The organism is Pseudomonas sp. Leaf59 (assembly GCF_920984685.1).
Classification (GTDB): Bacteria; Pseudomonadota; Gammaproteobacteria; order Pseudomonadales; family Pseudomonadaceae; genus Aquipseudomonas.
In genome coordinates this window covers 29352-50616 of sequence record NZ_CAKLBR010000004.1, presented here as the reverse complement: position 1 = coordinate 50616, position 21265 = coordinate 29352, and the positions used below count along the sequence as shown (strand labels likewise).

Here is a 21265-nt window from a genome sequence, read left to right as displayed (position 1 = left end):
TGACTGACGGGTTCAGGCAACCCCATTCCTGTGGCGAACGGGCTTGCCCTAATGCCGTTCAGTTAAGCGCAGATTCCCTGTGGCGAGCAGGCTTGTCCTGCGTTGGGCTGCGCAGCAGCCCCAAAGCCAGGCGCTGAGCCCTATCAGGTACACCGCGTTTTGCTCGATTGGGGGCGCTTCGCACCCCAACGCGGGGCAAGCCCGCTCGCCACAATAAGCCCACACATTTTCCTTAACTGAACGGCATTAGGGCAAGCCCGCTTGCCACAAGAAGCGGGGCCTCCCCTATCTTGATTTGCGTACCGCCTGTGGTTACTGAGCCAGACGCACCTGTTTCTCCAGTTCGGCCTTCAGGCCGGGCTCCAGCCGGAGTTGGCGGGCCAGTTCGTCGAGGTATGACTTTTCCATGAAGTTTTCCTCGTCCACCAGCATCACGCTGGCGATGTACATCTCGGCGGCCATTTCCGGGGTGCCTGCGGCGCGGGCCACATCGGCGGGGTCCAGGGGTTTGTTGAGTTCGGCGTGCAGCCAGCTTTGCAGCTCGCGGTCGTTGTCCAGCTTGGTGAACTCGCCTTCGATCAGCGCGCGCTCGCGCTCGTCGACGTGTCCGTCGGCCTTGGCGGCGGCGACCAGCGCCTTGAGGATGCCCTGGCTGTGCTGCTCGACCTGGGCCGGCGGCAGGCGGTCGATGGTTTGCGGTTCGCTTTGGGGCGCGCTGGCCTGCTGCGCCTGCCAGTTGCCGTACGCCTTGTAGGCGATGACGCCCAGGGCGGCCAGACCGCCGTAGGTGAGCGCCTTGCCGCCGAATTTGCGCGCTTTTTTGTTGCCCATCAGCAGGCCCATGGCGCCCGCCGCCAGAGCGCCACCCCCTGCGCCGCCGAGCAGGCTGCCCAGGCCGCCACTGCCGAGCAGGCCATCCAGCGCGCCTTTCTCATCCGATTTACGCTGGTCACCAGCCTTTTTTTGCAACATGTCCTGACCAGATTTAAGCAACTGATCGAGCAATCCACGGGTATTCATAAATAGCCTCCAGGCACTTGGGTACATAGGACAAACAGACCTCAGCGTAAAACCAAGTGCAAAATTTACTGCTCGCTAGAGTGCTTCCAGATGTAACACCGCCTGTGTAGTTTGAAGGGCGCAGCCACCCCTTCGCTGGTTTGGAAATGTCTTGTCGCACATGCAGAGCCACTACCGTGCCACCAATCAATTTTCCTTGCCCATCGAACCGCTTAAGCTATCCGGCGTCTGTTTAATGTCCGTTGCGTTTGGCCGAAGGCATGTCCGAACCGTTATTTCTGATCCATTACGTGCCAGGAACGGCGCGGGATTTGCTCACGACAGGTTGTCTCTATGCATCGCAGGAATTTGCTCAAAGCGTCCATGGCCATTGCGGCTTACACCGGTTTGTCGGCCAGTGGCCTGCTGGCCGCGCAGGCCTGGGCCGGTAACCGTGCCGCCGATGGCAAGGCCGTGGCATTCGATTTTGAAACGCTCAAGGCCCAGGCCAAACAGCTCGCCGGCGCAGCCTACAAAGACACGCGGCAGGTGCTGCCACCTACGCTGGCGAACATGACCCCGCAAAATTTCAACGCGATTGGCTACGACGGCAATCATTCGCTGTGGAAGGAGTTGAACGGCCAGCTGGATGTGCAGTTCTTCCACGTCGGCATGGGTTTCAAGACGCCGGTGCGCATGCACAGCGTCGACCCCAGGACCCGCGAAGCCCGTGAGGTGCATTTCCGCCCGTCGCTGTTCAACTATGAAAAGACCACGGTAGACACCAAGCAACTGACCGGCGACCTGGGTTTCTCCGGCTTCAAGCTGTTCAAGGCGCCGGAGCTGGACCGCCATGACGTGTTGTCATTTTTGGGCGCCAGCTATTTCCGAGCGGTGGATTCCACCGGCCAGTACGGCCTGTCAGCGCGCGGCCTGGCGATTGATACCTACGCGAAAAAACGCGAGGAATTTCCCGACTTCACGCAGTTCTGGTTCGAGACCCCGGAAAAGAACGCCACACGCTTTGTGGTGTACGCCCTGCTCGATTCACCGAGCGCCACCGGTGCCTATCGCTTCGATATCGACTGCCAGGCCAACCAGGTGGTGATGGCGATCGACGCGCATATCAACGCGCGTACCGCCATCGAACAACTGGGCATCGCGGCGATGACCAGCATGTTCAGCTGCGGCACCCATGAGCGGCGCATGTGCGACACCATCCACCCGCAAATCCACGATTCGGACCGCCTGGCGATGTGGCGCGGTAATGGCGAGTGGGTGTGCCGCCCGTTGAACAACCCGGCCAAGTTGCAGTTCAACGCGTTTGCCGACACTGACCCAAAAGGCTTCGGCCTGGTGCAGACCGACCATGAGTTCGCCAGCTATCAGGACACCGTGGACTGGTACAGCAAGCGCCCAAGCCTGTGGGTGGAACCGACCACCGCCTGGGGCGAGGGCTCGATCGACCTGCTGGAAATCCCTACCACCGGCGAGACCCTGGACAATATCGTGGCCTTCTGGACCCCGAAAAAACCCGTGGCTGCCGGCGACTCCCTCAATTACGGCTACAAGTTGTACTGGAGTGCCCTGCCCCCGGTCAGCACGCCGCTGGCGCAGGTCGACGCGACCCGTTCCGGCATGGGCGGCTTTACCGAAGGCTGGGCACCCGGCGAGCATTACCCCGAAGTCTGGGCGCGCCGCTTTGCCGTGGACTTCAAGGGCGGCGGCCTGGACCGCCTGCCCGCCGGCACCGGCATCGAGCCGGTGGTGACTTGCTCACACGGTGAGGTCAAGGATTTCAGCGTGCTGGTGCTCGACAACATCAAGGGCTATCGCATCCTGTTCGACTGGTACCCCACCAGCGACAGCGTGGAACCAGTCGAGCTGCGCCTGTTTATCCGGACCCAGGACCGCACCTTGAGTGAAACCTGGCTGTACCAGTACTTCCCGCCAGCGCCGGATAAGCGCAAGTACACGTGAGGCGCCGGTTATAAATATGGGAACAGGTTTGCCCGCGATAGCGATGAGTCAGTCGTTCATGTAGCAACTGGCCTACCGTCATCGCGGGCAAGCCCGCTCCCACAGTTGATCGCGTTCACACGCCCCGATACCGGTCGGCTCTAAGGCCGCCACGCTTTTGCTTTTGATCTGGAGCGCCCCGTCAAACACGCTGGCCGAACGCAGGCTTTGGAGCGTGGGTAACCCGGCAGGACGCCGGGTTAGCCGCGCTCCAAAGCCTGCGTTCGGGCACACCGAGCCTGAGCGAGGTGCCGAGTGTTGGGGCGAAGCGTTTTGGGTTACTTTTTGCGCTCTTCAAAAAGTGACCCGCTGTAAGAGCGGAACCTCCAGCAGCCGTTACCGCAGAAACGGATAGGTACACCGAAAAATCGTCATCGCGGGCAAGTCGAATCGTCGCACCGCCGCTCCCATCGTTGATTTTCGCTGGTTTTAAAACCGCGACACACTCTTCATCGCCCCCACCAGGTACCGCATCGCCACCTGATCGTCCTCGGTCAGGGCGCGATATTGCGCCAGCAATTCAGCCTCGTCCGAACTCAACCTGCGACTACGCAGGGACATCCTGCGGGTCAGAAAACACGCCACCACACCCGCTACACCATAGGACTTGGCCATGGACTGTTTCTCCTGATAACGATCAAATGCTCCTTGCGCCCATTCTTTGCCTGCGATAAAGCGCAATACCTTCGCGGGCAAACCGACTGACTTCCTGGGCCAGAACCAGACGTACCCTAAGCGTAGAAACAATCTCGTCCGGTGTGGGATTTTTTTAGAGTATTCACTTAAAAAATTGCTTCGGTAACAAATACCTACAGCCTTTTCCCACACAGATGGACAAAGAAAAACCCACCGGACCCGGGTGGGTTTTCGGTGCAGCCTGCGCAGGATCAATCGCGCAGATCGGACTCGTGGATTGGCTGGTCGCGATGGGTCGCACGCTGATACTGCGCCGGCCAGGTTGCCTTGCGTCCGCCCAGGTCGTCATCGGCATGCAGGGGCCAGTACGGATCGCGCAGCAGTTCACGGGCGAGGAAGATCAGGTCCGCCTGGCAGGTGCGCAGGATATGCTCGGCCTGCGCCGGCTCGGTGATCATGCCGACGGTGCCGGTGGCAATCCCGGACTCCTTGCGCACGCGCTCGGCAAAACGCGTCTGGTAGCCGGGGCCGGTGGGGATTTCGGCGTTGGCGGCGGTGCCACCGGAGGAGACGTCGATCAGGTCCACGCCCAGGTCCTTCAGGCGGCGCGCCAGTTCCACGGTTTCATCGGGGTTCCAGCCGTCTTCCACCCAGTCGGTGGCCGACACACGCACAAACAGCGGCAGCTCCTGCGGCCAGACATCGCGTACCGCGCGGGTCACTTCGAGCACCAGGCGGATGCGGTTTTCGAAGGAGCCGCCGTACTGGTCCCGGCGCTGGTTGCTGATGGGCGAGAGGAATTGGTGCAGCAGGTAGCCGTGGGCAGCGTGGATTTCCACCACCTGGAACCCCGCCGTCAACGCGCGCCTGGCGGCCGCCACGAAGTCGGCAATCACTTGCTGGATCTGCCCTTCGTCCAGCGGCGTGGGCTGGGTGTGCTGTGGGTCGAATGCAATCGGCGAGGGCCCCACCGGCACCCAACCGCCGTCTTCCGGCTTGACGCTGCCATGCTTGCCGATCCACGGACGGTGCGTGCTGGCCTTGCGTCCGGCGTGGCCCAGCTGGATGCCGGCTACCGCGCCCTGGGCCGCGATGAAACGGGTGATGCGCTGCAGCGGCGCGATCTGTGCGTCGTTCCACAAACCCAAGTCCTGGGCGGTGATACGGCCATCGGCGGTCACGGCGGTGGATTCGGTAAAGATCAGCCCGGCGCCGCCCACCGCACGGCTGCCGAGGTGGACCAGATGCCAGTCGTTGGCCAAGCCATCGGCGCTGGAGTACTGGCACATCGGCGAGACCACGATGCGATTGAGCAGGGTCAGTTGGCGCAGGGTATAGGGTTCGAGCAGTTGACTCATGGCGCACCTCTTCCGGGTTCTGTGGGCACATCAACGGTGCCTGGAGCCTAGTCGACAACCGTCGATCACACAGGGTTCAGAAGGAAAGACGGGAGCCGATTACCGGCTCCCAGGGTGCTGCGGTCTACATTTCGACCTGGGTGCCCAGCTCGATCACCCGGTTTACCGGGAGCTTGAAGAAGCGCAGGTTGCCGTTGGCGTTCTTCAACATGAAGGCGAACAGCGCTTCGCGCCAACGCGCCATGCCCTTGATGCGCGAGGCGATCACGGTTTCGCGGCTGAGGAAATACGTGGTGCGCATCGGGCTGAAATCCAGCTCTTCCAGATGGCACAACTTCAGCGCCTGGGGCACATCCGGCTCGTCGGTAAAGCCAAAGTGCAGGATCACCCGGAAGAAGCCCTCACCGTAGGCATCCACCTCGAAGCGCCGGGCGGTGGGTACGCGCGGAATGTCTTCGTAGACCACCGTCAGCAGCACCACTTGCTCATGCAGCACCTGGTTGTGCAGCAGGTTGTGCAGCAGCGCATGGGGCGTTGCGTCGGGTCGCGCGGTAAGGAACACCGCCGTGCCCTGCACGCGGTGAGGCGGCTGCACGCGGATGCTGTTGATAAAGATCGGCAGCGGCAGGCCGCCCTCGTCGAGGCGTTCCACCAGCAGTTGCTTGCCGCGCTTCCACGTCGTCATCAACACGAACAGCACGATCCCCGCCAGCACCGGGAACGCGCCACCCTGGATGATCTTCGGCACGTTGGCGGCAAAGTACAGCCCGTCCACCAACAGGCAGCAGAGCAACACCGGCACGGCCAGAATCGGTGGCCATTTCCACAGCAGCAGCATCACGGCCGACACCAGGATGGTGGTCATCAGCATGGTGCCGGTCACTGCCACGCCGTAGGCCGAGGCCAGCGCGTTGGAGGACTCGAAGCCCAGCACCAGCAGGATCACACCGACCATCAGCGACCAGTTCACCGCGCCGATGTAGATCTGGCCCTGCTCGGCGCTGGACGTGTGCTGGATGTGCATGCGCGGGATGTAACCCAGTTGGATCGCCTGGCGCGTCAACGAAAACGCCCCGGAAATGACCGCCTGGGATGCAATCACCGTGGCCAGTGTGGACAGCACCACCAGCGGGATCAGCGCCCAGCTTGGCGCCAGCAGGTAAAACGGGTTGCGCGCGGCTTCAGGGTCGCCCAGCAGCATCGCGCCCTGACCGAAATAATTGAGCACCAGCGCCGGCAGCACCAGGATGAACCAGGCGCGGGCGATGGGCTTGCGCCCGAAGTGGCCCATGTCGGCGTACAACGCCTCGGCGCCGGTCAACGCCAGTACCACTGCACCCAGAATCGCCACACCGATGCCGGGGTGAGCCTCGAAGAAACGCACGGCCCACATCGGGTTCAGCGCGCTGAGCACTTCGGGGTGCAGGGTGATGCCATACACGCCAAGGCCGCCGAGTACCAGAAACCAGGTGACCATCACCGGCCCGAACAGCTTGCCGATACGGTCGGTGCCGTGCTTCTGGATCAGGAACAGCGCCACCAGCACCACCAGCGCGATGGGCACCACCCACTTATCCACGCCATCGAACGCCAGCTCCAGGCCTTCCACGGCCGACAGCACCGAGATCGCCGGGGTGATCATGCTGTCGCCATAAAACAGCGCCGCACCGCACAGGCCGCACACCACGAGGAAACTGCGCAGTCTCCTGCGCTCCCCCGCCGCACGTCGCGCCAGCGCGGTCAGGGCCATGATGCCGCCCTCGCCCTGGTTGTCGGCGCGCAGCACGAACAGCATGTATTTGATCGACACGACCCAGATCAGCGACCAGAAAATCAGCGCCAGAATCCCCAACACACCATCATGGTTGACCTGCACCCCATAACCGCCGGTGAATACTTCTTTGAGGGTATAGAGCGGGCTGGTCCCGATATCGCCGTAAACCACCCCAACCGCCGCCACCAGCATGCCTATCGGCTTGGCGTTTGAATGCTCGGCACCCGCCGCCTGACTACTTGCCTGACCCATCAACCACTCCTGCCCTTTGACCTGCGGCCATTTATAAACAACGCACCTGAGCGGACCCTAGCATGCGCCGTTTAACTTCTCGTAACAGACGTTTTATTGACTCACGGGGCTGGCCCGTGAGTAAAGGCGCGAAGCATAGCGCAGCACTCGTCGCATTTCGCTGATCAAGTCGTATTAGAGCCTTTTTGCCTTCATTGATCATACCTACTGCCGACCGTATATTTTCGCCCCACTCAGCAGTCGTGCATGGGCGGCGGAACCGGAACTCTCGACCGGATTACCTGATTATTTCAATCGAGGCTCTTCATAACGCGCTCAGTCGATATAGAAACTCAATCATCGAAATGTCTCTTTTAAGGTACATTAGTTATGTACGAAGTGAAGCACGTACTGTCTGCCAACGGTGTGGATATCTATCAAGCTTGGCTGGACACCGTGCAAGACAAGCGATCAAAAGCAAGAATCACCACCCGATTGGACCGAGCAGCCCTTGGCCACTTCGGAATGACCGAGCCGGTTGGTGGTGGGGTGTTTGAGATGAAACTCGACTTCGGCCCCGGCTTTCGCGTGTATTACGCAATTCAGGATCGAAGAATTATTTTCCTGCTGGGCGGTGGATCAAAGGCCAGACAGCAGAACGACATTGATCAGGCCAAGACTCTCTGGAAATCCTACAAGGTGCAGCAACAATGAATACTGGTACTCGCTCTCATGAAGACAGCGTCCTTGAAATGCTCCGAAACGACGAAGCATTTGCGCTCGAATACCTCTGCGTCGCACTTGAAGAAATTGATGAAGCGGGTGGTGAGGACGCCTTCCTCGTCGCCGTCCGGCGTGTCGCGGAAGCGCGCGGTGGCATGCTCCACTTGTCTCAGAACACGGGACTCAACAGAGCAAATCTTTACAGATCAATAGCAGCAGGCGGCGATCCAAAGCTCTCCACTCTCCTGAAAGTACTACAGGCGCTAGGTGTGGGCATGTCCAGAGTTGTCGCCCATCGCTCAGAACAGGACGCCCACGCTTGAGAACATGGCAAGCGGCTACAAAATACCCACGCAGCACTCGTCGCATTTCCCCGCATAAAGCTGGTCAAGCGCGCCGCCCATCACTAGAATTGCTCACTTTTTGATCAGAGGCACACCCAGTGCCCGGCAACCGCCTTGTCGTACCCGACCGGCGGCGTCATTCAATACCGAGGTTAGACATGTCCACCACCATCGCAAAAGCCAACCCCAAGGTTGGCTTTGTTTCCTTGGGTTGCCCAAGCGATGGCGGGTCTATACACGGTGGAATCTGACTCATAACGTTGACTACACCCTTGGTCCCGTTTGGTGCAAAATTCATCACCAATTCGATGCCAGGGAAATACACGATGTATAGCTATTCCAGCAGCAGGGGCGTGGTTGAACTCCAACGTGATCTGATCAACGAAGCCTGCGACAAAGCCGGCACAGACGACGTCAACGATGCGCTTCGAAAAATGGGCTTCATGCGTCAGTTCGAAATTGGAAACCCTGAGATCGCGTCAATCGAGCTTTTCTCGAGCGCGGGCAACACCGATCACAAGGCGTTGGTCCATCTGACAATTGGCGATGAGATGCACCTCTACGCAATTGACTCCTTCCATGATGTACTTGAATTCATGAAAGAGTACGTCCCAACGATCAAAGCAATGACCGAACTATCGGAAGAACATTTCCGCTAATTTTTGTAAGGTATAAAACGGTCTAATAGCGCTGAAAGCCTCAACTCGCGGGGCTTTCAGCTAGCTCTACCACTAATTCAAACCGCTAAACAGCGCTCTGTGCGGACCCTGCCCGTTTTCAAAAACTGCGAACTCCGACAGTTTTCATGCCTTTCAGCCAATGTATTCAGGTTTCTCGCAACTCTTCTTTCTGTCTCAACCCCTCCCTCTAGTGAAATTTCTCTTCATTCCTTTGCAAGGTTTTGCACTTTGTGCAATTGCAAAAGGTATCCCGGAGCCCGCAGTGGGCTTGGTCGGAACCACCGTTTGCACACCTCGCCCCGTTTGCACAAAAAAAGGAACGCAAACCCCGTCGGCGGGAGGGGGATAAGTGCTTTTTCATACGTTTTTTTCTTAACCTGCTCTTTTTAGAGCTCTCCGACCAACGGGTTGAGTGACGCTCAGTGAGACCGCGTGATCACTGCAGATAACTCCCGGTATCTCTTGATAACTCCTAACGGTTGACATGCGTGGCAACTGGCACTAGCATCAACGTAGCTACATCGTTGCTACAAATTTACTCAAGGGGTATTATCATGGCTGCATTACTAAAAACCACTGACGTGCGTTGCCGCATCGACGAGGATTTGAAGGATCGCGCCACTGCTGTGCTGGATGCTTGTGGGCTGAGCATCAGTGACGCTATGCGTCTTTTCCTCCGTCAGGTAGTGACAACGCAGGGACTGCCTTTCGAAGTGCGCGTCCCTTCGGAGAAAACCGCTCGTGCGATGGCGCAAGCACGTGATATTCGTCGCCAGTTCGACTCGATCGACGACATGCTAAGGGATGCTGATGGCGAAGCCGGAGAAGAAGCAAAAGCGCGCTGACCTGCCAAAGCAGTGCGCGCAAACGCCTGAGTTCAAGAAATCGTGGGACCGATATAAACGTGCTGGGCGTCGGGATATGAACGAGGTCCGTGCGGTAATGGTGATGCTGTTCCTTGGAGAGCCGCTACCTGCTGAATATCGTGATCATGCTTTGACTGGGGACAAAGATGGTTTTAGAGAGTGCCACATTGGTGGAGACTTTCTGATGATTTACGAGCACTCTAGAGCTGACCTTGTAACCTTCGTAGACATTGGTAGTCATGCCGAGTTGTTCAAATAGAAATACCACAGCATTCGGTAAACAATAAGGCGCCTATAGGCGCCTTATTGTTTACTGGATAATACTACTCGGCGCTGTCGGGCGAATCGGATGTGGCGTACACCCTGAAGTCAGCGATTGCCTCAGGTATCAAAATACCCAGTCGGCCCGTTTTCTTGTTAAACCCGAGCTCGCCAGTTTCAATTATTCTCCTTACATGTTCCGCAACATTTTTATCGAGCTGCTCTATTACAAACTCTATAAACCTTTCAACTACCTTATGATCTTTATGTATTGAGTCGTACCCAACTGATCGCATTGACGCACCTATGGATATACTCCAAAAGTCATCATACTGAATAAACAGAGGGAGATTTCCCCGAAAGTATATATCGCCAATCGAAAGCTTTCCTACCTCAACATTGCCATGCAAAAGATCGTTTCTATAATTCATTAGCGTATGAAAATCTTTACACTCTTGAGCAGTATAATCGATCAACCTATTAAATCCATTGCAATTTAAGTGCAACGACTGTATGCGAATATCTATTGGTTGCCGAACAATACTTTGGAAAAGTCGATCATTTGCTTTTATCTCAGGCTTAGCCAAGGCAAAAATAAGGAGATTTATAAACGACTCCGCTAGCACTGGAAGCATAGATCTAAGCCCAAATACTAAACCTACTGCCGCACTGTATCTAGCGTTCAATGCTTTCCAGCGGTCATTGAATCCTTTCATATCTTCTGCAGTTTTAGGATGCACAACTTTATCACTTGCTGGATTTATACCTAAAGCATCCAGCTGATTAAAGTTCTCTACCACTGCACGTCTAATGCGTTCATAAGGATTGATAAACTGCGTCCATTTTTCGAGCTCCGTTCTGAATGCTGTAATTTGCTTACCGTACTTTCCAATATCTCCCTTGATCTGACTGATGAACATTTCAAGATCGAGCCCCTTCCCTTGAAAATCTCCAGCTAGCAGAACCTCTGTTCTAAAGTTCATCCCCATTATTGATATCAATCCGTCAGCATTTGCCAACGTCCATTCCCAGTGTATTAAGTTATCGGAATCATCTTTTCTTGCGAGATTTAGTAAACCATTAGGCTCTCCATACTTGGTGTATAGATAACAATACAAATCCAATGGCTTTATCTCGTTAGTGAACTCCCAGCGCATTCCATTTTTGGGTAGAAGTCCGCCTGTAACAATATTGGCAACGCACCCAGTGCGGATTGCCTGCAAGTCTAAAAAGTAGGTATCTGACATAAAATTTCCATATTTAATTATTGTGTTATTTTCGTTATCTAATAAATCTAAACCGTTATAGGCCGGAGCTGATTCACTAGATTCATTGTCGCGACGGCATTTTCTGTAAATCTACTGGAGTCTGTCGGACTTGGCGATGGTCCCGGCATGTGGGTATGTCCAGCCATCTGAACGTTCATCTGCTGCACCAGATCAAGCAAGTCGCATAGCACCTGCAGCACGTTCACCCCCTCTGACCCTAACCATGTCTCGGGCGCGACCAGCCGCTGGCTGCCCCCCCGCCACGCTACTGCGCAGCCCATGAATCCTTTCCTCCATATCACCACCCACCGTAGCGTTATGCTTCTGCCCGACCACCAGGTTCAAATCCCGCCCGGTCGCCTGATGCAAATCATCCACCGCCGCCAGGCTTGCAGATCCGCCCGACAGCAGCTTGAGCGCGCCTAATGCCTCGATCGTCTTGATACCACCCACTGACTCAGTGGAATGGTCGTCCACTGTCCTGGTGTGGTTCTGGAACGTCTCCGTGTTGCCCATCGCCTCGACTTCCCGCTCGATCGCCTTGTCGCGGATCTTGCCGTCCGTTTGGCGCAGCCAGTTGCCGTCCGCATCGACACGCTGCTGACAGGCCTCGCTGTGCTGCCACACCTGGTCGCCCTTCGGCACGCTCGGCATGCTCAGTCCGTGGGGCAGGATGGTTTGGATATACGGCTTGTGCGGCAGTCCATAGGCGAAGCACACCACAACTTGGGTGCCCTCCTCAGGGAAAGCATAGATGCCCATTTCGTCCCCGCCGGTGGGCAGGGGCAGCGGTACGCCGGCAAGGATAGGTAGCTTGGGATCTGGCTCGCCGTCCGGTCCCATGACCTCAATGTCCACCGCATAGCGCGGCCGGAAGTCGTCACAGATACCGGCGCCGGCCGGGGCGTCGGCCACCGCAACAACACGGGCAAAGCGTGGAAGGTGGTAACCACCGGTGAGTTCGGGAAACTGTCGTTCTACGCTGCGGCGGATTGCGTCGTCCATCGGATGGCCATCTGGTTGTCGATGAGCGCCACACTGGTGATGCGCTCGCTGTGGTTGATCGATGCACCTGGTCGCAACCCGGGAAGAGCTGCAATCATTTCGCTTTGGTTGCCCTGGTAGTCGTCGAACAGCTCCACCGGCAGTTGCAGCGGCGTACAAACGCCGAAGAAGCTGTCGGCCCAACTGCCCACGAACACCTCCCCGTCACCCTGCTGCTGCCAGCTAAAGTCGGGGATGTTGAAAACCCGGGCCAGGCTGTCCATGGCTTGATAGCAGGCAGCCAGGCTGTAAAAGCGGCGCTTCGACGCAAGCGTTGGGCTGATTCGGAATGCAGAAGAGCAGCCCGGCATGCTGACAGGTTCCGACTCAAGACTACGGGCAGATGGGCGTGGCGCAGATTCGATGGCAGCGGGTAGGCCAGGATCGCCGCCGACTCACCACACTACATCGCCTGCTGGCAGCCAGAACCGCAGCACTCGTCGCATTTCCCCGCATAAAGCTGGTCAAGCGCGCCGCCCATCGCTAGAATTGCGCACTTTTTGATCAGAGGCACACCCAGTGCCCGGCAACCGCCTTGTCGTGCCCGACCGGCGGCGTCATTCAATACCGAGGTTAGACATGTCCACCACCATCGCAAAAGCCAACCCCAAGGTTGGCTTTGTTTCCCTGGGTTGCCCGAAGGCTCTGGTCGACTCCGAACGCATCCTGACGCAACTGCGCATGGAAGGCTACGACGTGGTGTCCACCTATCAGGACGCTGACGTGGTGGTGGTCAACACCTGCGGTTTCATCGATTCGGCCAAGGCGGAGTCGCTGGAAGTGATTGGCGAGGCCATCAAGGAAAACGGCAAGGTCATCGTGACCGGCTGCATGGGTGTGGAAGAAGGCAACATCCGCAACGTGCACCCCAGCGTTCTGGCCGTAACCGGTCCGCAGCAGTACGAGCAGGTGGTCAACGCCGTGCACCAGGTGGTGCCGCCGCGTCAGGACCACAACCCGCTGATCGACCTGGTGCCGCCCCAAGGCATCAAGCTGACGCCGCGTCACTATGCGTACCTGAAGATTTCCGAAGGCTGCAACCACAGCTGCAGCTTCTGCATCATTCCGTCGATGCGCGGCAAGCTGGTCAGCCGTCCGGTGGGCGATGTCCTCGACGAGGCCCAGCGCCTTGTCAAATCCGGCGTCAAAGAGCTGTTGGTGATCTCCCAGGACACCAGCGCGTACGGCGTCGATGTGAAATACCGCACCGGTTTCTGGAACGGCGCGCCGGTGAAAACCCGCATGACCGAACTGTGCGAAGCCCTCAGCAGCCTGGGTGTGTGGGTGCGCCTGCACTATGTCTACCCGTACCCGCACGTGGATGAACTGATCCCATTGATGGCCGCCGGCAAGATCCTGCCGTACCTGGACATTCCGTTCCAGCACGCAAGCCCCAAGGTGCTCAAGGCGATGAAACGCCCGGCGTTCGAAGACAAGACCCTGGCGCGTATCAAGAACTGGCGCGAGATCTGCCCGGAGCTGATCATCCGGTCGACCTTCATCGTCGGCTTCCCCGGCGAAACCGAAGAAGACTTCCAGTACCTGCTGGACTGGCTGACTGAAGCGCAACTGGACCGCGTCGGCTGCTTCCAGTATTCCCCGGTGGAAGGCGCTCCGGCCAACCTGCTGGACCTGGCCGTGGTGCCGGACGACGTCAAGCAGGACCGTTGGGAGCGCTTCATGGCGCACCAGCAGGCGATCAGTTCCGCGCGCCTGCAGTTGCGCATCGGCAAGGAAATCGAAGTGCTGATCGACGAAGTCGACGAACAAGGCGCCGTTGGCCGCTGCTTCTTCGATGCACCGGAAATCGACGGTAACGTGTTTATCGACGATGCCAGCGGCTTGAAGCCGGGCGACAAGGTCTGGTGCACCGTGACCGACGCCGACGAATACGACCTGTGGGCCGAAAAGCGCGACTGAATCTGCAAAGAAATACAAAAGCCCCGCCTCTGGACAAGAGGCGGGGCTTTTTTGGGTCTATTGTTTTGCCCATCAGAGCAGAGCGAGGCAAGGAGCAGCAGACATGCGCGAGCATTCGGTCATCCATACACCCAACACCGGCGACTACACAGAGTTGACACGCATCTGGGAAGACTCGGTGCGGGCCACCCACGATTTCCTGCCGGACAGTTACATTGCGCTACTGAAAAACCTGGTGCTCACCCGCTACCTCGATGCGGTGATGCTGGTGTGCACCAAGGACACGCGCCAGCGCATCACCGGGTTCGCGGGGGTGGCGGCAGGCAAGGTCGAAATGCTGTTTATCGACCCGCTGCACCGAGGCCAGGGCCTGGGTCGCCAATTGCTGCGCTATGCAATCGAGCATTTGAATGCCGAGGCGCTTGATGTGAACGAGCAAAACCCCAAGGCACTGGGGTTTTACCTCAAGCAGGGTTTTGAAGTGGTCGGACGCACGGCCCATGACGGCCTGGGCCAGCCCTATCCGTTGCTGCACCTGCGTTTGCGTCAGCCATCCATGGCAAGCCCGCTCGCACATTTTCAAGCGCGCTGAAATGGGGCCGGGATTAACCGGCGCCAGGCAGGTACAATAGGCGCCCCTTTTTGTTACGGCCCTTGTCATGACTGACCCCATACGCCTCTCCAAACGCCTTATCGAACTGGTCGGTTGCTCCCGTCGGGAGGCTGAGCTGTTTATCGAAGGCGGATGGGTCTCGGTGGACGGTGAAGTGATCGACGAGCCGCAGTTCAAGGTCACCACGCAGAAGGTCGAACTGGACCCGGAGGCCAAGGCCACCGTGCCGGAGCCGGTGACCATTCTGCTGCACGCGCCGGCCGGCGTGGATGCCGAGACGGCGATGGCCTCGATCAGCGCCGAGACGCTGTCCGAAGAACACCGTTTCAGCAAGCGCCCGCTCAAGGGCCACTTCCTGCGCCTGACCGCCAGTGCTGACCTGCAAGCCAAGGCCAGCGGCCTGCTGGTGTTCACCCAGGACTGGAAGATCCTGCGCAAGCTGACCGCCGATGCCGCCAAGATCGAGCAGGAGTATGTGGTGGAGGTCGAAGGCGACATGGTTGCCCACGGCCTCAACCGCCTGAACCACGGCCTGACGTACAAGGGCAAGGAACTGCCGCCGGTCAAGGCCAGCTGGCAGAACGAAAACCGCCTGCGCTTTGCGATGAAAAATCCGCAACCGGGCGTGATCGCGCTGTTCTGCGAAGCCGTTGGCCTGAAGGTTGTCGCCATTCGCCGCATCCGTATCGGCGGCGTGTCCATCGGCAAGGTGCCGGTGGGCCAATGGCGCTATCTGTCCGGCAAAGAGAAGTTCTAAACGCCGCTCCCCTTTTCTCGACACCGCCTATTGGGCGGTGTCCTCAGTTGAATATCAGGATTGCCCACCATGATTCACAACGACGTACTGCGCAGCGTGCGCTACATGCTCGACATCAGCGACAACAAGATGGTCGAGATCATCAAGATCGGCGGCATGGACGTGACCAAGGAAGACCTGCTGACCTACCTCAAAAAAGATGAGGAAGAAGGCTTTGTGTTCTGCCCGGACGAAGTCATGGCGCACTTCCTCGATGGTTTGGTGATCTTCAAGCGTGGCAAGGACGAAAGCCGTCCGCCGCAGCCGATCGAAACGCCGGTGACCAATAACATCATCCTCAAGAAGCTGCGCGTGGCCTTCGAACTGAAAGAAGACGACATGCACGCCATCCTCAAGGCCGCCGAGTTTCCGGTGTCCAAGCCGGAGCTGAGCGCACTGTTTCGCAAGTTCGGCCACACCAACTATCGCCCGTGCGGCGACCAGTTGCTGCGTAACTTCCTCAAGGGCCTGACGCTGCGGGTTCGTGCGTAAGCCATGACCTACAACGTCTCGCCTGTCGGCTTCGTGCGCTCCTGTTTCAAGGAGAAGTTCGCCATTCCGCGCCAACCGCAATTGGCGCCTGCCGCGCGGGGCGTGCTGGAACTGGTGGCGCCGTTCGACAAGGGTGAGGCGGTGCAGGGCCTGGAGCAGGTCAGCCATGTGTGGCTGCTGTTTGTGTTCCATCAAGCGCTGGAAGACAAGCCGCGCCTCAAAGTGCGCCCGCCGCGCCTGGGCGGCAACACGTCGATGGGCGTGTTCGCCACCCGCGCCACCCACCGGCCCAATGGCATCGGACAGTCGGTGGTGAAGCTGGACAAAGTGGAAGCGGGCCGCCTGTGGATTTCCGGGATCGATCTGCTCGACGGCACGCCGGTGCTGGATATCAAACCGTACGTGCCGTATGCCGACATCATCGACACTGCCACCAACGACGTTGCCAGCGCTGCGCCGCAACTGATCGGCGTGCAATGGCTCAAGGCTGCGTTGCAACAGGCGCAAGGCCATGCCCAGCGCCTGGAAGAGCCGCTGGTGGAACTGATCGAGCAGTGCCTGGCGCAAGACCCGAGGCCGGCGTATCAGGTGCCAACGTCAGAGCGCGAATATGGGGCGCAGTTCTGGGATGTGGATGTGCGTTGGCACTATCCGGAGCCCGGGATGATTTGCGTGCTGGAAGTGCTGCCGGCTCAATAGCACGCAAACCAGATGTGGGAGGGGGCTTGCTCCCGATTGCGGAGTGTCAGTCACTGTCTCGGGTGACTGATACTCAGCAATCGGGAGCAAGCCCCCTCCCACATTTTCTTGGATCTGCGTTGTTACTGGCTCGGTATTACTTTTCGACGAAGGCGCGTTCGATCAGGTAATCACCCGGCTCACGCATGCGTGGCGAGACCTTCAGGCCGAAGCTGTTCAGCACTTCGCTGGTTTCGTCCAACATGCTCGGGCTGCCGCACAACATGGCGCGGTCGTCCTCGGGGTTGATTGGCGGCAGGCCGATGTCGGTGAACAGCTTGCCGCTGCGCATCAGGTCGGTCAGGCGGCCTTCGTTTTCGAACGGCTCACGGGTCACGGTCGGGTAGTAGATCAACTTGTCACGCAGGGCCTCGCCGAAGAATTCGTTCTGCGGCAGGTGCTCGGTGATGAATTCGCGGTAGGCGACTTCGTTGACGTAACGCACGCCGTGGCACAGGATCACTTTTTCGAAACGCTCGTAGGTTTCCGGGTCCTGAATCACGCTCATGAAGGGCGCCAGGCCAGTACCAGTGCTGAGCAGGTACAGGTGTTTGCCCGGCTTCAGATCGTCAAGCACCAGGGTGCCCGTCGGTTTCTTGCTGATGATGATCTCGTCGCCTTCCTTCAAGTGCTGCAACTGGGAAGTCAGCGGGCCATCCGGCACCTTGATGCTGAAGAACTCCAGATGCTCTTCCCAGTTCGGGCTGGCAATCGAGTAAGCGCGCATGAGCGGGCGGCCGTTGGGCTGTTGCAGGCCGATCATCACGAACTGACCGTTCTCGAAGCGCAGGCCCGGATCGCGGGTGCACTTGAAGCTGAACAGAGTGTCGTTCCAGTGATGAACACTGAGGACACGCTCGTGGTTCATGTTGCTCATGTACGGGGGACTCCTGGAAATGGGTCTGCGCCAAAGATGTGGATGCGCAATTGCACAGCATTCTAATGGCGGCGACAATATCTGTTAACTGGATTATTAAGATAAGGGTTATCGGTTATATCGATATGCGATTTACTCTCCGTCAACTGCAAGTCTTCGTCGCCGTCGCCCAGCAGGAAAGCGTTTCGCGCGCTGCTGGACTTCTGGCCTTATCGCAATCTGCCGCCAGCACCTCGATCACCGAGCTGGAGCGTCAATCCAGCTGCCAATTGTTCGACCGCGCCGGCAAACGCCTGAGCCTCAACGCCCTCGGCCATCAGCTCTTGCCCCAGGCAGTGGCGCTGCTGGACCAGGCCAAGGAGATCGAGGATCTGCTCAACGGCAAGTCCGGCTTCGGCTCCCTGGCGGTCGGCGCGACCCTGACCATCGGCAATTACCTGGCTACCTTGCTGATCGGCAGCTTCATGCAGCAGCACCCCGAAAGTCAGGTGAAGCTGCATGTGCAGAATACGGCCAACATCGTGCATCAGGTGGCGCACTACGAAATTGACCTGGGTCTGATCGAAGGCGACTGCAGCCACCCGGATATCGAAGTGCAAACCTGGGTGGAAGATGAGCTGGTGGTGTTTTGCGCGCCGCAACATCACCTGGCTAAACGCGGCACGGCCAGTCTGGACGAGCTGACCCGTGAAGCGTGGATTCTGCGGGAACAAGGCTCGGGCACGCGCCTGACCTTCGACCAAGCCATGCGCCATCACCGCAGCACGCTGAATATCCGCCTGGAGCTGGAGCACACAGAGGCGATCAAACGCGCGGTGGAATCGGGTTTGGGGATTGGCTGCATCTCACGCCTGGCGCTGCGCGACGCCTTCCGCCGAGGCAGCCTGGTGCCGGTGGAAACACCGGACCTGGACCTGGCCCGGCAGTTCTACTTCATCTGGCATAAACAGAAATACCAGACCTCGGCGATGCGCGAGTTTCTGGAGCTGTGCCGCGCCTTCACCGCAGGAGTCCAGCGCAGCGACGAGATCGTGCTGCCGAGTATTGCCTGAGGATCAGACGAGGATCACGGCCCACACCAGCGCGATCATGGTCAGCGCCACAAACTGCGCGGCGCTGCCCATGTCCTTGGCGTTCTTCGACAGAGGGTGGAGGTCCAGGGAGATACGGTCGATGGCCGCTTCCACCGCTGAATTGAGCAGCTCGACGATCAACGCCAGCAGGCACACTGCGATCATCAGCGCCCGCTCGACCCGGCTGACACTCAGGAAAAAGCTCAGCGGCACCAGGACGACGTTGAGCAGCACCAACTGACGAAAGGCCGCCTCGCCGGTGAAGGCTGCGCGCAGGCCATCCAGTGAATAGCCCCCAGCGTTGAAGATACGTTTTATACCGGTTTGACCCTTGAAAGGCGACATAGATGTAGGCAACTGAACCAAAGAAGTGGGGAAACTAGATCACGCAAAGTCAAAAAAGCGTGAAGCGGTAACAGCTTAGTGCTGCGAAATTGACTCAAGTTGTTGCAAGAGCAACGCCGCCTGGGTTCGCGTACGCACCCCAAGCTTGCGAAAGATTGCCGTGACGTGGGCCTTGATGGTCGCTTCCGACACGCTCAGCTCGTAGGCAATCTGCTTGTTCAGAAGCCCTTCGCAGACCATGGTCAATACGCGGAACTGCTGGGGCGTCAGGCTCGCCAGGCCATCACGGGCCGCCTTGGCTTCGTCGGACACGTTGATCTCTTCAAACGCCTGCGGCGGCCACGACACATCACCGTCCAATACCGTGCGCACAGCCTGCTGAATATCTTCCATCGCGCTGGACTTGGGGATGAAACCGCTGGCGCCGAACTCCTTGGAGCGCACCACCACATCGGCGTCTTCCTGGGCCGAGACCATCACCACCGGGATCTGCGGATACTGCCCACGCAGCAGCACCAGCCCGGAAAATCCGTAGGCACCCGGCATGTTCAGGTCGAGCAGCACCAGGTCCCAGTCGGCTTTTTCGGTGAGGCGCGCTTCCAGTTCGGCAATGCTGGCCACTTCGACCAGGCGAACATCCGGACCCAGGCCCAGAGTGACGGCCTGATGCAGCGCACTGCGAAACAGCGGATGGTCATCGGCTATCAGGATTTCGTATGTGGCCATTGATTAAATGATCCTGTTTTTATGGGGCCCCTGATCGGCGCCCAGCTTGCTCAGCGCTGCCTGAAGGGTCAAGCACTACGCCGTGGGCATTTTAGCGGGTTGTGGCGTTACCTTGCCATCATGGCTTTGCCGTCGGGACAAAGGGCGCAAGGCGCGTGTGGACGTTGTCGGTCGGGTCCAGTGGCAACTGGAATTTGGCGGCCAGGTAATGGGTGCTGAACACGTCGAGGTAGGCGTCGAGTACTTCGCTGGCGGCCAGGTCGTCGGCCAGCTCCAGGCACAGGGCTGCAACTTCGGCCGTGCAGAAATGATCATCACGCTTGGAGCGCCGCAGCTTGTAGCGCGACAGCTGGTCCGGCGCCAGGCTCAGCACCGGCAGATGCTCCAGATAGGGGCTCTTGCGAAACATCTTGCGCGCCTCGCTCCAGGTGCCGTCCAGCAGGATGAACAACGGGCGCTTGCCCTCCTCCACGCGAACTTCACTGACCACCCGCTCAGGCGTTACAAACTCACCGGGAAACACGATGTAGGGTTGCCACTGCGGGTCGGCCAACAAGGAGAGCAAACCCGGATCAACCTCGGTGCGCGACCAGGCGAATGCGCGGGTGTCGTGAATGACATCCGCAATCAGCCAGCCGGTGTTGCTGGGTTTCATCGGTTCGACATCGTGCATCAACAGGCACATGGCCGACCGGGCGTGGACTGCTGGTCGCCAGGCGCACAGGCAATACTCGGGAATCACACGGCAGTTGGGGCAACGTTCGGCGCGCGAACCACGGTTGAGGAAGGGGCGCACGGCTCGCGCCAGACGCTCGGTGCGCAGGCGGAAAACGGCGTGGCTCATCGGGTGCGCCGCAAAATCGGGTCAATCGACACGGGAAAAACTCGTGGCAGGTAAAAGTGGCCGCAGTTTACCAGCGATACGCCTGGCTGTAGTGGCCAGGGCTCACCTATAATCTCGCGCCACTGAACGCACAGCCCTGTGGCGGGTCTATGCACCAGTAACCGAATCAGGAGAGTTTCATGCTGCGTTCCATGCTGCGCCTTGCTGCCCCGTCCATCGCCCTCGCGCTGGTGCTGCCTGTTGGCGCCCAGGCGGCCTCACTGCTGGAGGCCCAAATGAACAGGAAGCTGCAAAGCGTCGCGGCCGAAAGTAACAAGGACCTGCCCCGGGAAATCGACGAAAAAACCCTGGAAGTGGCCTACACCGTTGAAGGCATGCAACTGATCGATCACCTCAGCGTTCTGCCTGACCGCGCCGAACAGATGCGCGCCAACCCCAAGGCTGTGTATTTCCAGCTGGGCCAGAGCGTATGCCTGAATCCGGGTTACCGCGAGCTGATGGCCAAGGGCGCGGTAATGCGCTACGAAATTACCGAGAACAAGACCAACCGCCCTGTGGCGTCGGTCAAGTTCGTGGAAGCGGATTGCCCGGCACCGACCGCCGCGAAAAAGAAAAAGTAAGCCCTGCTTGATCCTCTC

General features: G+C 58.7%; 22 protein-coding genes and 2 pseudogenes. 13 read left to right on the top strand and 11 right to left on the bottom strand.

Features of this window, described 5'->3' with window-relative positions; all coding sequences use genetic code 11:
* Window positions 1-312: 312 nt before the first annotated feature.
* On the bottom strand, window positions 313-1020 hold the full coding sequence (locus LUB09_RS05495) for a tellurite resistance TerB family protein (protein WP_231421910.1): 708 nt from the start codon (window positions 1018-1020) through the stop codon (window positions 313-315).
* Between the two features lie 333 nt (window positions 1021-1353).
* Here LUB09_RS05495 and LUB09_RS05490 point away from each other — a divergent pair, with 333 nt between their 5' ends.
* Complete coding sequence (locus tag LUB09_RS05490) at window positions 1354-2979, top strand: glucan biosynthesis protein D (RefSeq protein WP_209989403.1); 1626 nt, start codon at window positions 1354-1356, stop codon at window positions 2977-2979.
* A 468-nt stretch (window positions 2980-3447) separates the two neighbouring features.
* Here the strand turns inward: LUB09_RS05490 and LUB09_RS05485 are convergent, their stop codons facing one another.
* The 3 genes from LUB09_RS05485 to LUB09_RS05475 form a co-directional block, all read right to left on the bottom strand.
* A complete protein-coding gene (locus tag LUB09_RS05485; RefSeq protein WP_209989400.1) occupies window positions 3448-3633 on the bottom strand; it encodes a hypothetical protein in 186 nt (61 codons plus the stop codon).
* A 272-nt stretch (window positions 3634-3905) separates the two neighbouring features.
* Window positions 3906-5012 carry an NADH:flavin oxidoreductase/NADH oxidase gene (locus LUB09_RS05480; protein ID WP_231421906.1) on the bottom strand — a complete coding sequence of 369 codons (1107 nt, stop codon included), beginning with the start codon at window positions 5010-5012 and terminating at the stop codon, window positions 3906-3908.
* Window positions 5013-5136: 124 nt separating this feature from the next.
* Window positions 5137-7038 carry a potassium transporter Kup gene (locus LUB09_RS05475; RefSeq protein ID WP_209989395.1) on the bottom strand — a complete coding sequence of 634 codons (1902 nt, stop codon included), beginning with the start codon at window positions 7036-7038 and terminating at the stop codon, window positions 5137-5139.
* A gap of 369 nt (window positions 7039-7407) precedes the next feature.
* Between LUB09_RS05475 and LUB09_RS05470 the strand changes: the two genes are divergently transcribed.
* The 5 genes from LUB09_RS05470 (at window position 7408) to LUB09_RS05450 (ending at window position 9889) form a co-directional block, all read left to right on the top strand.
* Window positions 7408-7731, top strand: coding sequence for a type II toxin-antitoxin system RelE/ParE family toxin (locus LUB09_RS05470; RefSeq protein WP_231421898.1), 324 nt, complete (start codon window positions 7408-7410; stop codon window positions 7729-7731).
* The gene (locus tag LUB09_RS05465) at window positions 7728-8063 is read left to right on the top strand and encodes an addiction module antidote protein (protein ID WP_231421894.1); all 336 of its coding nucleotides are present in this window, start codon (window positions 7728-7730) and stop codon (window positions 8061-8063) included. The genes LUB09_RS05470 and LUB09_RS05465 overlap by 4 nt, the downstream gene beginning before the upstream one ends.
* 347 nt (window positions 8064-8410) lie before the next feature.
* The gene (locus tag LUB09_RS05460; protein WP_231421882.1) at window positions 8411-8743 is read left to right on the top strand and encodes a hypothetical protein; all 333 of its coding nucleotides are present in this window, start codon (window positions 8411-8413) and stop codon (window positions 8741-8743) included.
* A 575-nt stretch (window positions 8744-9318) separates the two neighbouring features.
* Window positions 9319-9609: a type II toxin-antitoxin system RelB/DinJ family antitoxin gene (locus LUB09_RS05455; RefSeq protein ID WP_231421880.1), complete on the top strand. Its 291-nt coding sequence runs from the start codon at window positions 9319-9321 to the stop codon at window positions 9607-9609.
* Window positions 9569-9889 carry a type II toxin-antitoxin system YafQ family toxin gene (locus tag LUB09_RS05450; RefSeq protein WP_331282155.1) on the top strand — a complete coding sequence of 107 codons (321 nt, stop codon included), beginning with the start codon at window positions 9569-9571 and terminating at the stop codon, window positions 9887-9889. Before LUB09_RS05455 ends, LUB09_RS05450 begins: the two co-directional genes overlap by 41 nt.
* A 64-nt stretch (window positions 9890-9953) precedes the next feature.
* On the opposite strand, the gene LUB09_RS05445 is transcribed toward LUB09_RS05450, so the two are convergent.
* The 3 genes and pseudogenes from LUB09_RS05445 to LUB09_RS05435 form a co-directional block, all read right to left on the bottom strand.
* Window positions 9954-11138 carry a hypothetical protein gene (locus LUB09_RS05445; protein WP_231421878.1) on the bottom strand — a complete coding sequence of 395 codons (1185 nt, stop codon included), beginning with the start codon at window positions 11136-11138 and terminating at the stop codon, window positions 9954-9956.
* A 47-nt stretch (window positions 11139-11185) separates the two neighbouring features.
* A pseudogene (locus LUB09_RS05440) lies at window positions 11186-12164 on the bottom strand (hypothetical protein).
* Window positions 12137-12606: pseudogene (locus tag LUB09_RS05435) on the bottom strand (hypothetical protein); the annotation flags it as partial. The pseudogenes LUB09_RS05440 and LUB09_RS05435, both read right to left, overlap by 28 nt.
* A gap of 176 nt (window positions 12607-12782) precedes the next feature.
* On the opposite strand from LUB09_RS05435, the gene rimO reads away from it, so the two are divergent.
* The 5 genes from rimO to tsaA all read left to right on the top strand — a co-directional run bounded on the left by rimO (window position 12783) and on the right by tsaA (window position 16723).
* Entirely contained in the window at window positions 12783-14123 is a 1341-nt protein-coding gene (rimO, locus tag LUB09_RS05430) for a 30S ribosomal protein S12 methylthiotransferase RimO (protein WP_046384502.1), read from the top strand.
* A gap of 103 nt (window positions 14124-14226) precedes the next feature.
* Complete coding sequence (locus LUB09_RS05425; protein ID WP_231421877.1) at window positions 14227-14715, top strand: GNAT family N-acetyltransferase; 489 nt, start codon at window positions 14227-14229, stop codon at window positions 14713-14715.
* 67 nt (window positions 14716-14782) lie between these two features.
* Complete coding sequence (locus LUB09_RS05420) at window positions 14783-15493, top strand: rRNA pseudouridine synthase (protein ID WP_209989384.1); 711 nt, start codon at window positions 14783-14785, stop codon at window positions 15491-15493.
* 69 nt (window positions 15494-15562) lie between these two features.
* Window positions 15563-16024 (top strand): DUF1456 family protein, encoded by a 462-nt coding sequence (locus tag LUB09_RS05415; protein WP_057007725.1) that lies wholly within the window; start codon window positions 15563-15565, stop codon window positions 16022-16024.
* A gap of 3 nt (window positions 16025-16027) precedes the next feature.
* Complete coding sequence (gene tsaA, locus LUB09_RS05410) at window positions 16028-16723, top strand: tRNA (N6-threonylcarbamoyladenosine(37)-N6)-methyltransferase TrmO (protein WP_209989380.1); 696 nt, start codon at window positions 16028-16030, stop codon at window positions 16721-16723.
* Window positions 16724-16859: 136 nt separating this feature from the next.
* Here tsaA and fpr read toward each other — a convergent pair whose 3' ends face one another.
* Window positions 16860-17639 carry a ferredoxin-NADP reductase gene (fpr, locus tag LUB09_RS05405; protein WP_003231344.1) on the bottom strand — a complete coding sequence of 260 codons (780 nt, stop codon included), beginning with the start codon at window positions 17637-17639 and terminating at the stop codon, window positions 16860-16862.
* A 125-nt stretch (window positions 17640-17764) separates the two neighbouring features.
* Here fpr and LUB09_RS05400 point away from each other — a divergent pair, with 125 nt between their 5' ends.
* Entirely contained in the window at window positions 17765-18691 is a 927-nt protein-coding gene (locus LUB09_RS05400) for a LysR family transcriptional regulator (RefSeq protein WP_003231346.1), read from the top strand.
* 3 nt (window positions 18692-18694) lie between these two features.
* Here the strand turns inward: LUB09_RS05400 and LUB09_RS05395 are convergent, their stop codons facing one another.
* The 3 genes from LUB09_RS05395 to LUB09_RS05385 all read right to left on the bottom strand — a co-directional run bounded on the left by LUB09_RS05395 (window position 18695) and on the right by LUB09_RS05385 (window position 20627).
* Window positions 18695-19057: a diacylglycerol kinase gene (locus tag LUB09_RS05395; protein ID WP_209989377.1), complete on the bottom strand. Its 363-nt coding sequence runs from the start codon at window positions 19055-19057 to the stop codon at window positions 18695-18697.
* A 75-nt stretch (window positions 19058-19132) separates the two neighbouring features.
* On the bottom strand, window positions 19133-19783 hold the full coding sequence (gene erdR / locus LUB09_RS05390; RefSeq protein WP_003231349.1) for a response regulator transcription factor ErdR: 651 nt from the start codon (window positions 19781-19783) through the stop codon (window positions 19133-19135).
* A 118-nt stretch (window positions 19784-19901) separates the two neighbouring features.
* A complete protein-coding gene (locus LUB09_RS05385) occupies window positions 19902-20627 on the bottom strand; it encodes a tRNA-uridine aminocarboxypropyltransferase (protein ID WP_231421876.1) in 726 nt (241 codons plus the stop codon).
* Between the two features lie 179 nt (window positions 20628-20806).
* Between LUB09_RS05385 and LUB09_RS05380 the strand changes: the two genes are divergently transcribed.
* Window positions 20807-21247, top strand: coding sequence for a PA3611 family quorum-sensing-regulated virulence factor (locus LUB09_RS05380; RefSeq protein ID WP_057007719.1), 441 nt, complete (start codon window positions 20807-20809; stop codon window positions 21245-21247).
* Window positions 21248-21265: the final 18 nt, after the last annotated feature.

Excerpts from the sequence above, each read along its gene's own strand:
- LUB09_RS05385 (WP_231421876.1), bottom strand. The coding sequence starts at position 20,627 with ATGAGCCACGCCGTTTTCCGCCTGCGCACCGAGCGTCTGGCGCGAGCC.
- LUB09_RS05475 (WP_209989395.1), bottom strand. The coding sequence starts at position 7,038 with ATGGGTCAGGCAAGTAGTCAGGCGGCGGGTGCCGAGCATTCAAACGCC.
- LUB09_RS05380 (WP_057007719.1), top strand. The coding sequence starts at position 20,807 with ATGCTGCGTTCCATGCTGCGCCTTGCTGCCCCGTCCATCGCCCTCGCG.
- LUB09_RS05420 (WP_209989384.1), top strand. The coding sequence starts at position 14,783 with ATGACTGACCCCATACGCCTCTCCAAACGCCTTATCGAACTGGTCGGT.
- LUB09_RS05450 (WP_331282155.1), top strand. The coding sequence starts at position 9,569 with ATGCTGATGGCGAAGCCGGAGAAGAAGCAAAAGCGCGCTGACCTGCCA.
- rimO (WP_046384502.1), top strand. The coding sequence starts at position 12,783 with ATGTCCACCACCATCGCAAAAGCCAACCCCAAGGTTGGCTTTGTTTCC.
- LUB09_RS05455 (WP_231421880.1), top strand. The coding sequence starts at position 9,319 with ATGGCTGCATTACTAAAAACCACTGACGTGCGTTGCCGCATCGACGAG.
- LUB09_RS05495 (WP_231421910.1), bottom strand. The coding sequence starts at position 1,020 with ATGAATACCCGTGGATTGCTCGATCAGTTGCTTAAATCTGGTCAGGAC.
- LUB09_RS05460 (WP_231421882.1), top strand. The coding sequence starts at position 8,411 with ATGTATAGCTATTCCAGCAGCAGGGGCGTGGTTGAACTCCAACGTGAT.
- LUB09_RS05465 (WP_231421894.1), top strand. The coding sequence starts at position 7,728 with ATGAATACTGGTACTCGCTCTCATGAAGACAGCGTCCTTGAAATGCTC.
- LUB09_RS05445 (WP_231421878.1), bottom strand. The coding sequence starts at position 11,138 with ATGTCAGATACCTACTTTTTAGACTTGCAGGCAATCCGCACTGGGTGC.
- LUB09_RS05490 (WP_209989403.1), top strand. The coding sequence starts at position 1,354 with ATGCATCGCAGGAATTTGCTCAAAGCGTCCATGGCCATTGCGGCTTAC.
- LUB09_RS05395 (WP_209989377.1), bottom strand. The coding sequence starts at position 19,057 with ATGTCGCCTTTCAAGGGTCAAACCGGTATAAAACGTATCTTCAACGCT.
- tsaA (WP_209989380.1), top strand. The coding sequence starts at position 16,028 with ATGACCTACAACGTCTCGCCTGTCGGCTTCGTGCGCTCCTGTTTCAAG.
- fpr (WP_003231344.1), bottom strand. The coding sequence starts at position 17,639 with ATGAGCAACATGAACCACGAGCGTGTCCTCAGTGTTCATCACTGGAAC.
- LUB09_RS05415 (WP_057007725.1), top strand. The coding sequence starts at position 15,563 with ATGATTCACAACGACGTACTGCGCAGCGTGCGCTACATGCTCGACATC.
- LUB09_RS05425 (WP_231421877.1), top strand. The coding sequence starts at position 14,227 with ATGCGCGAGCATTCGGTCATCCATACACCCAACACCGGCGACTACACA.
- LUB09_RS05470 (WP_231421898.1), top strand. The coding sequence starts at position 7,408 with ATGTACGAAGTGAAGCACGTACTGTCTGCCAACGGTGTGGATATCTAT.
- LUB09_RS05400 (WP_003231346.1), top strand. The coding sequence starts at position 17,765 with ATGCGATTTACTCTCCGTCAACTGCAAGTCTTCGTCGCCGTCGCCCAG.
- LUB09_RS05485 (WP_209989400.1), bottom strand. The coding sequence starts at position 3,633 with ATGGCCAAGTCCTATGGTGTAGCGGGTGTGGTGGCGTGTTTTCTGACC.
- erdR (WP_003231349.1), bottom strand. The coding sequence starts at position 19,783 with ATGGCCACATACGAAATCCTGATAGCCGATGACCATCCGCTGTTTCGC.
- LUB09_RS05480 (WP_231421906.1), bottom strand. The coding sequence starts at position 5,012 with ATGAGTCAACTGCTCGAACCCTATACCCTGCGCCAACTGACCCTGCTC.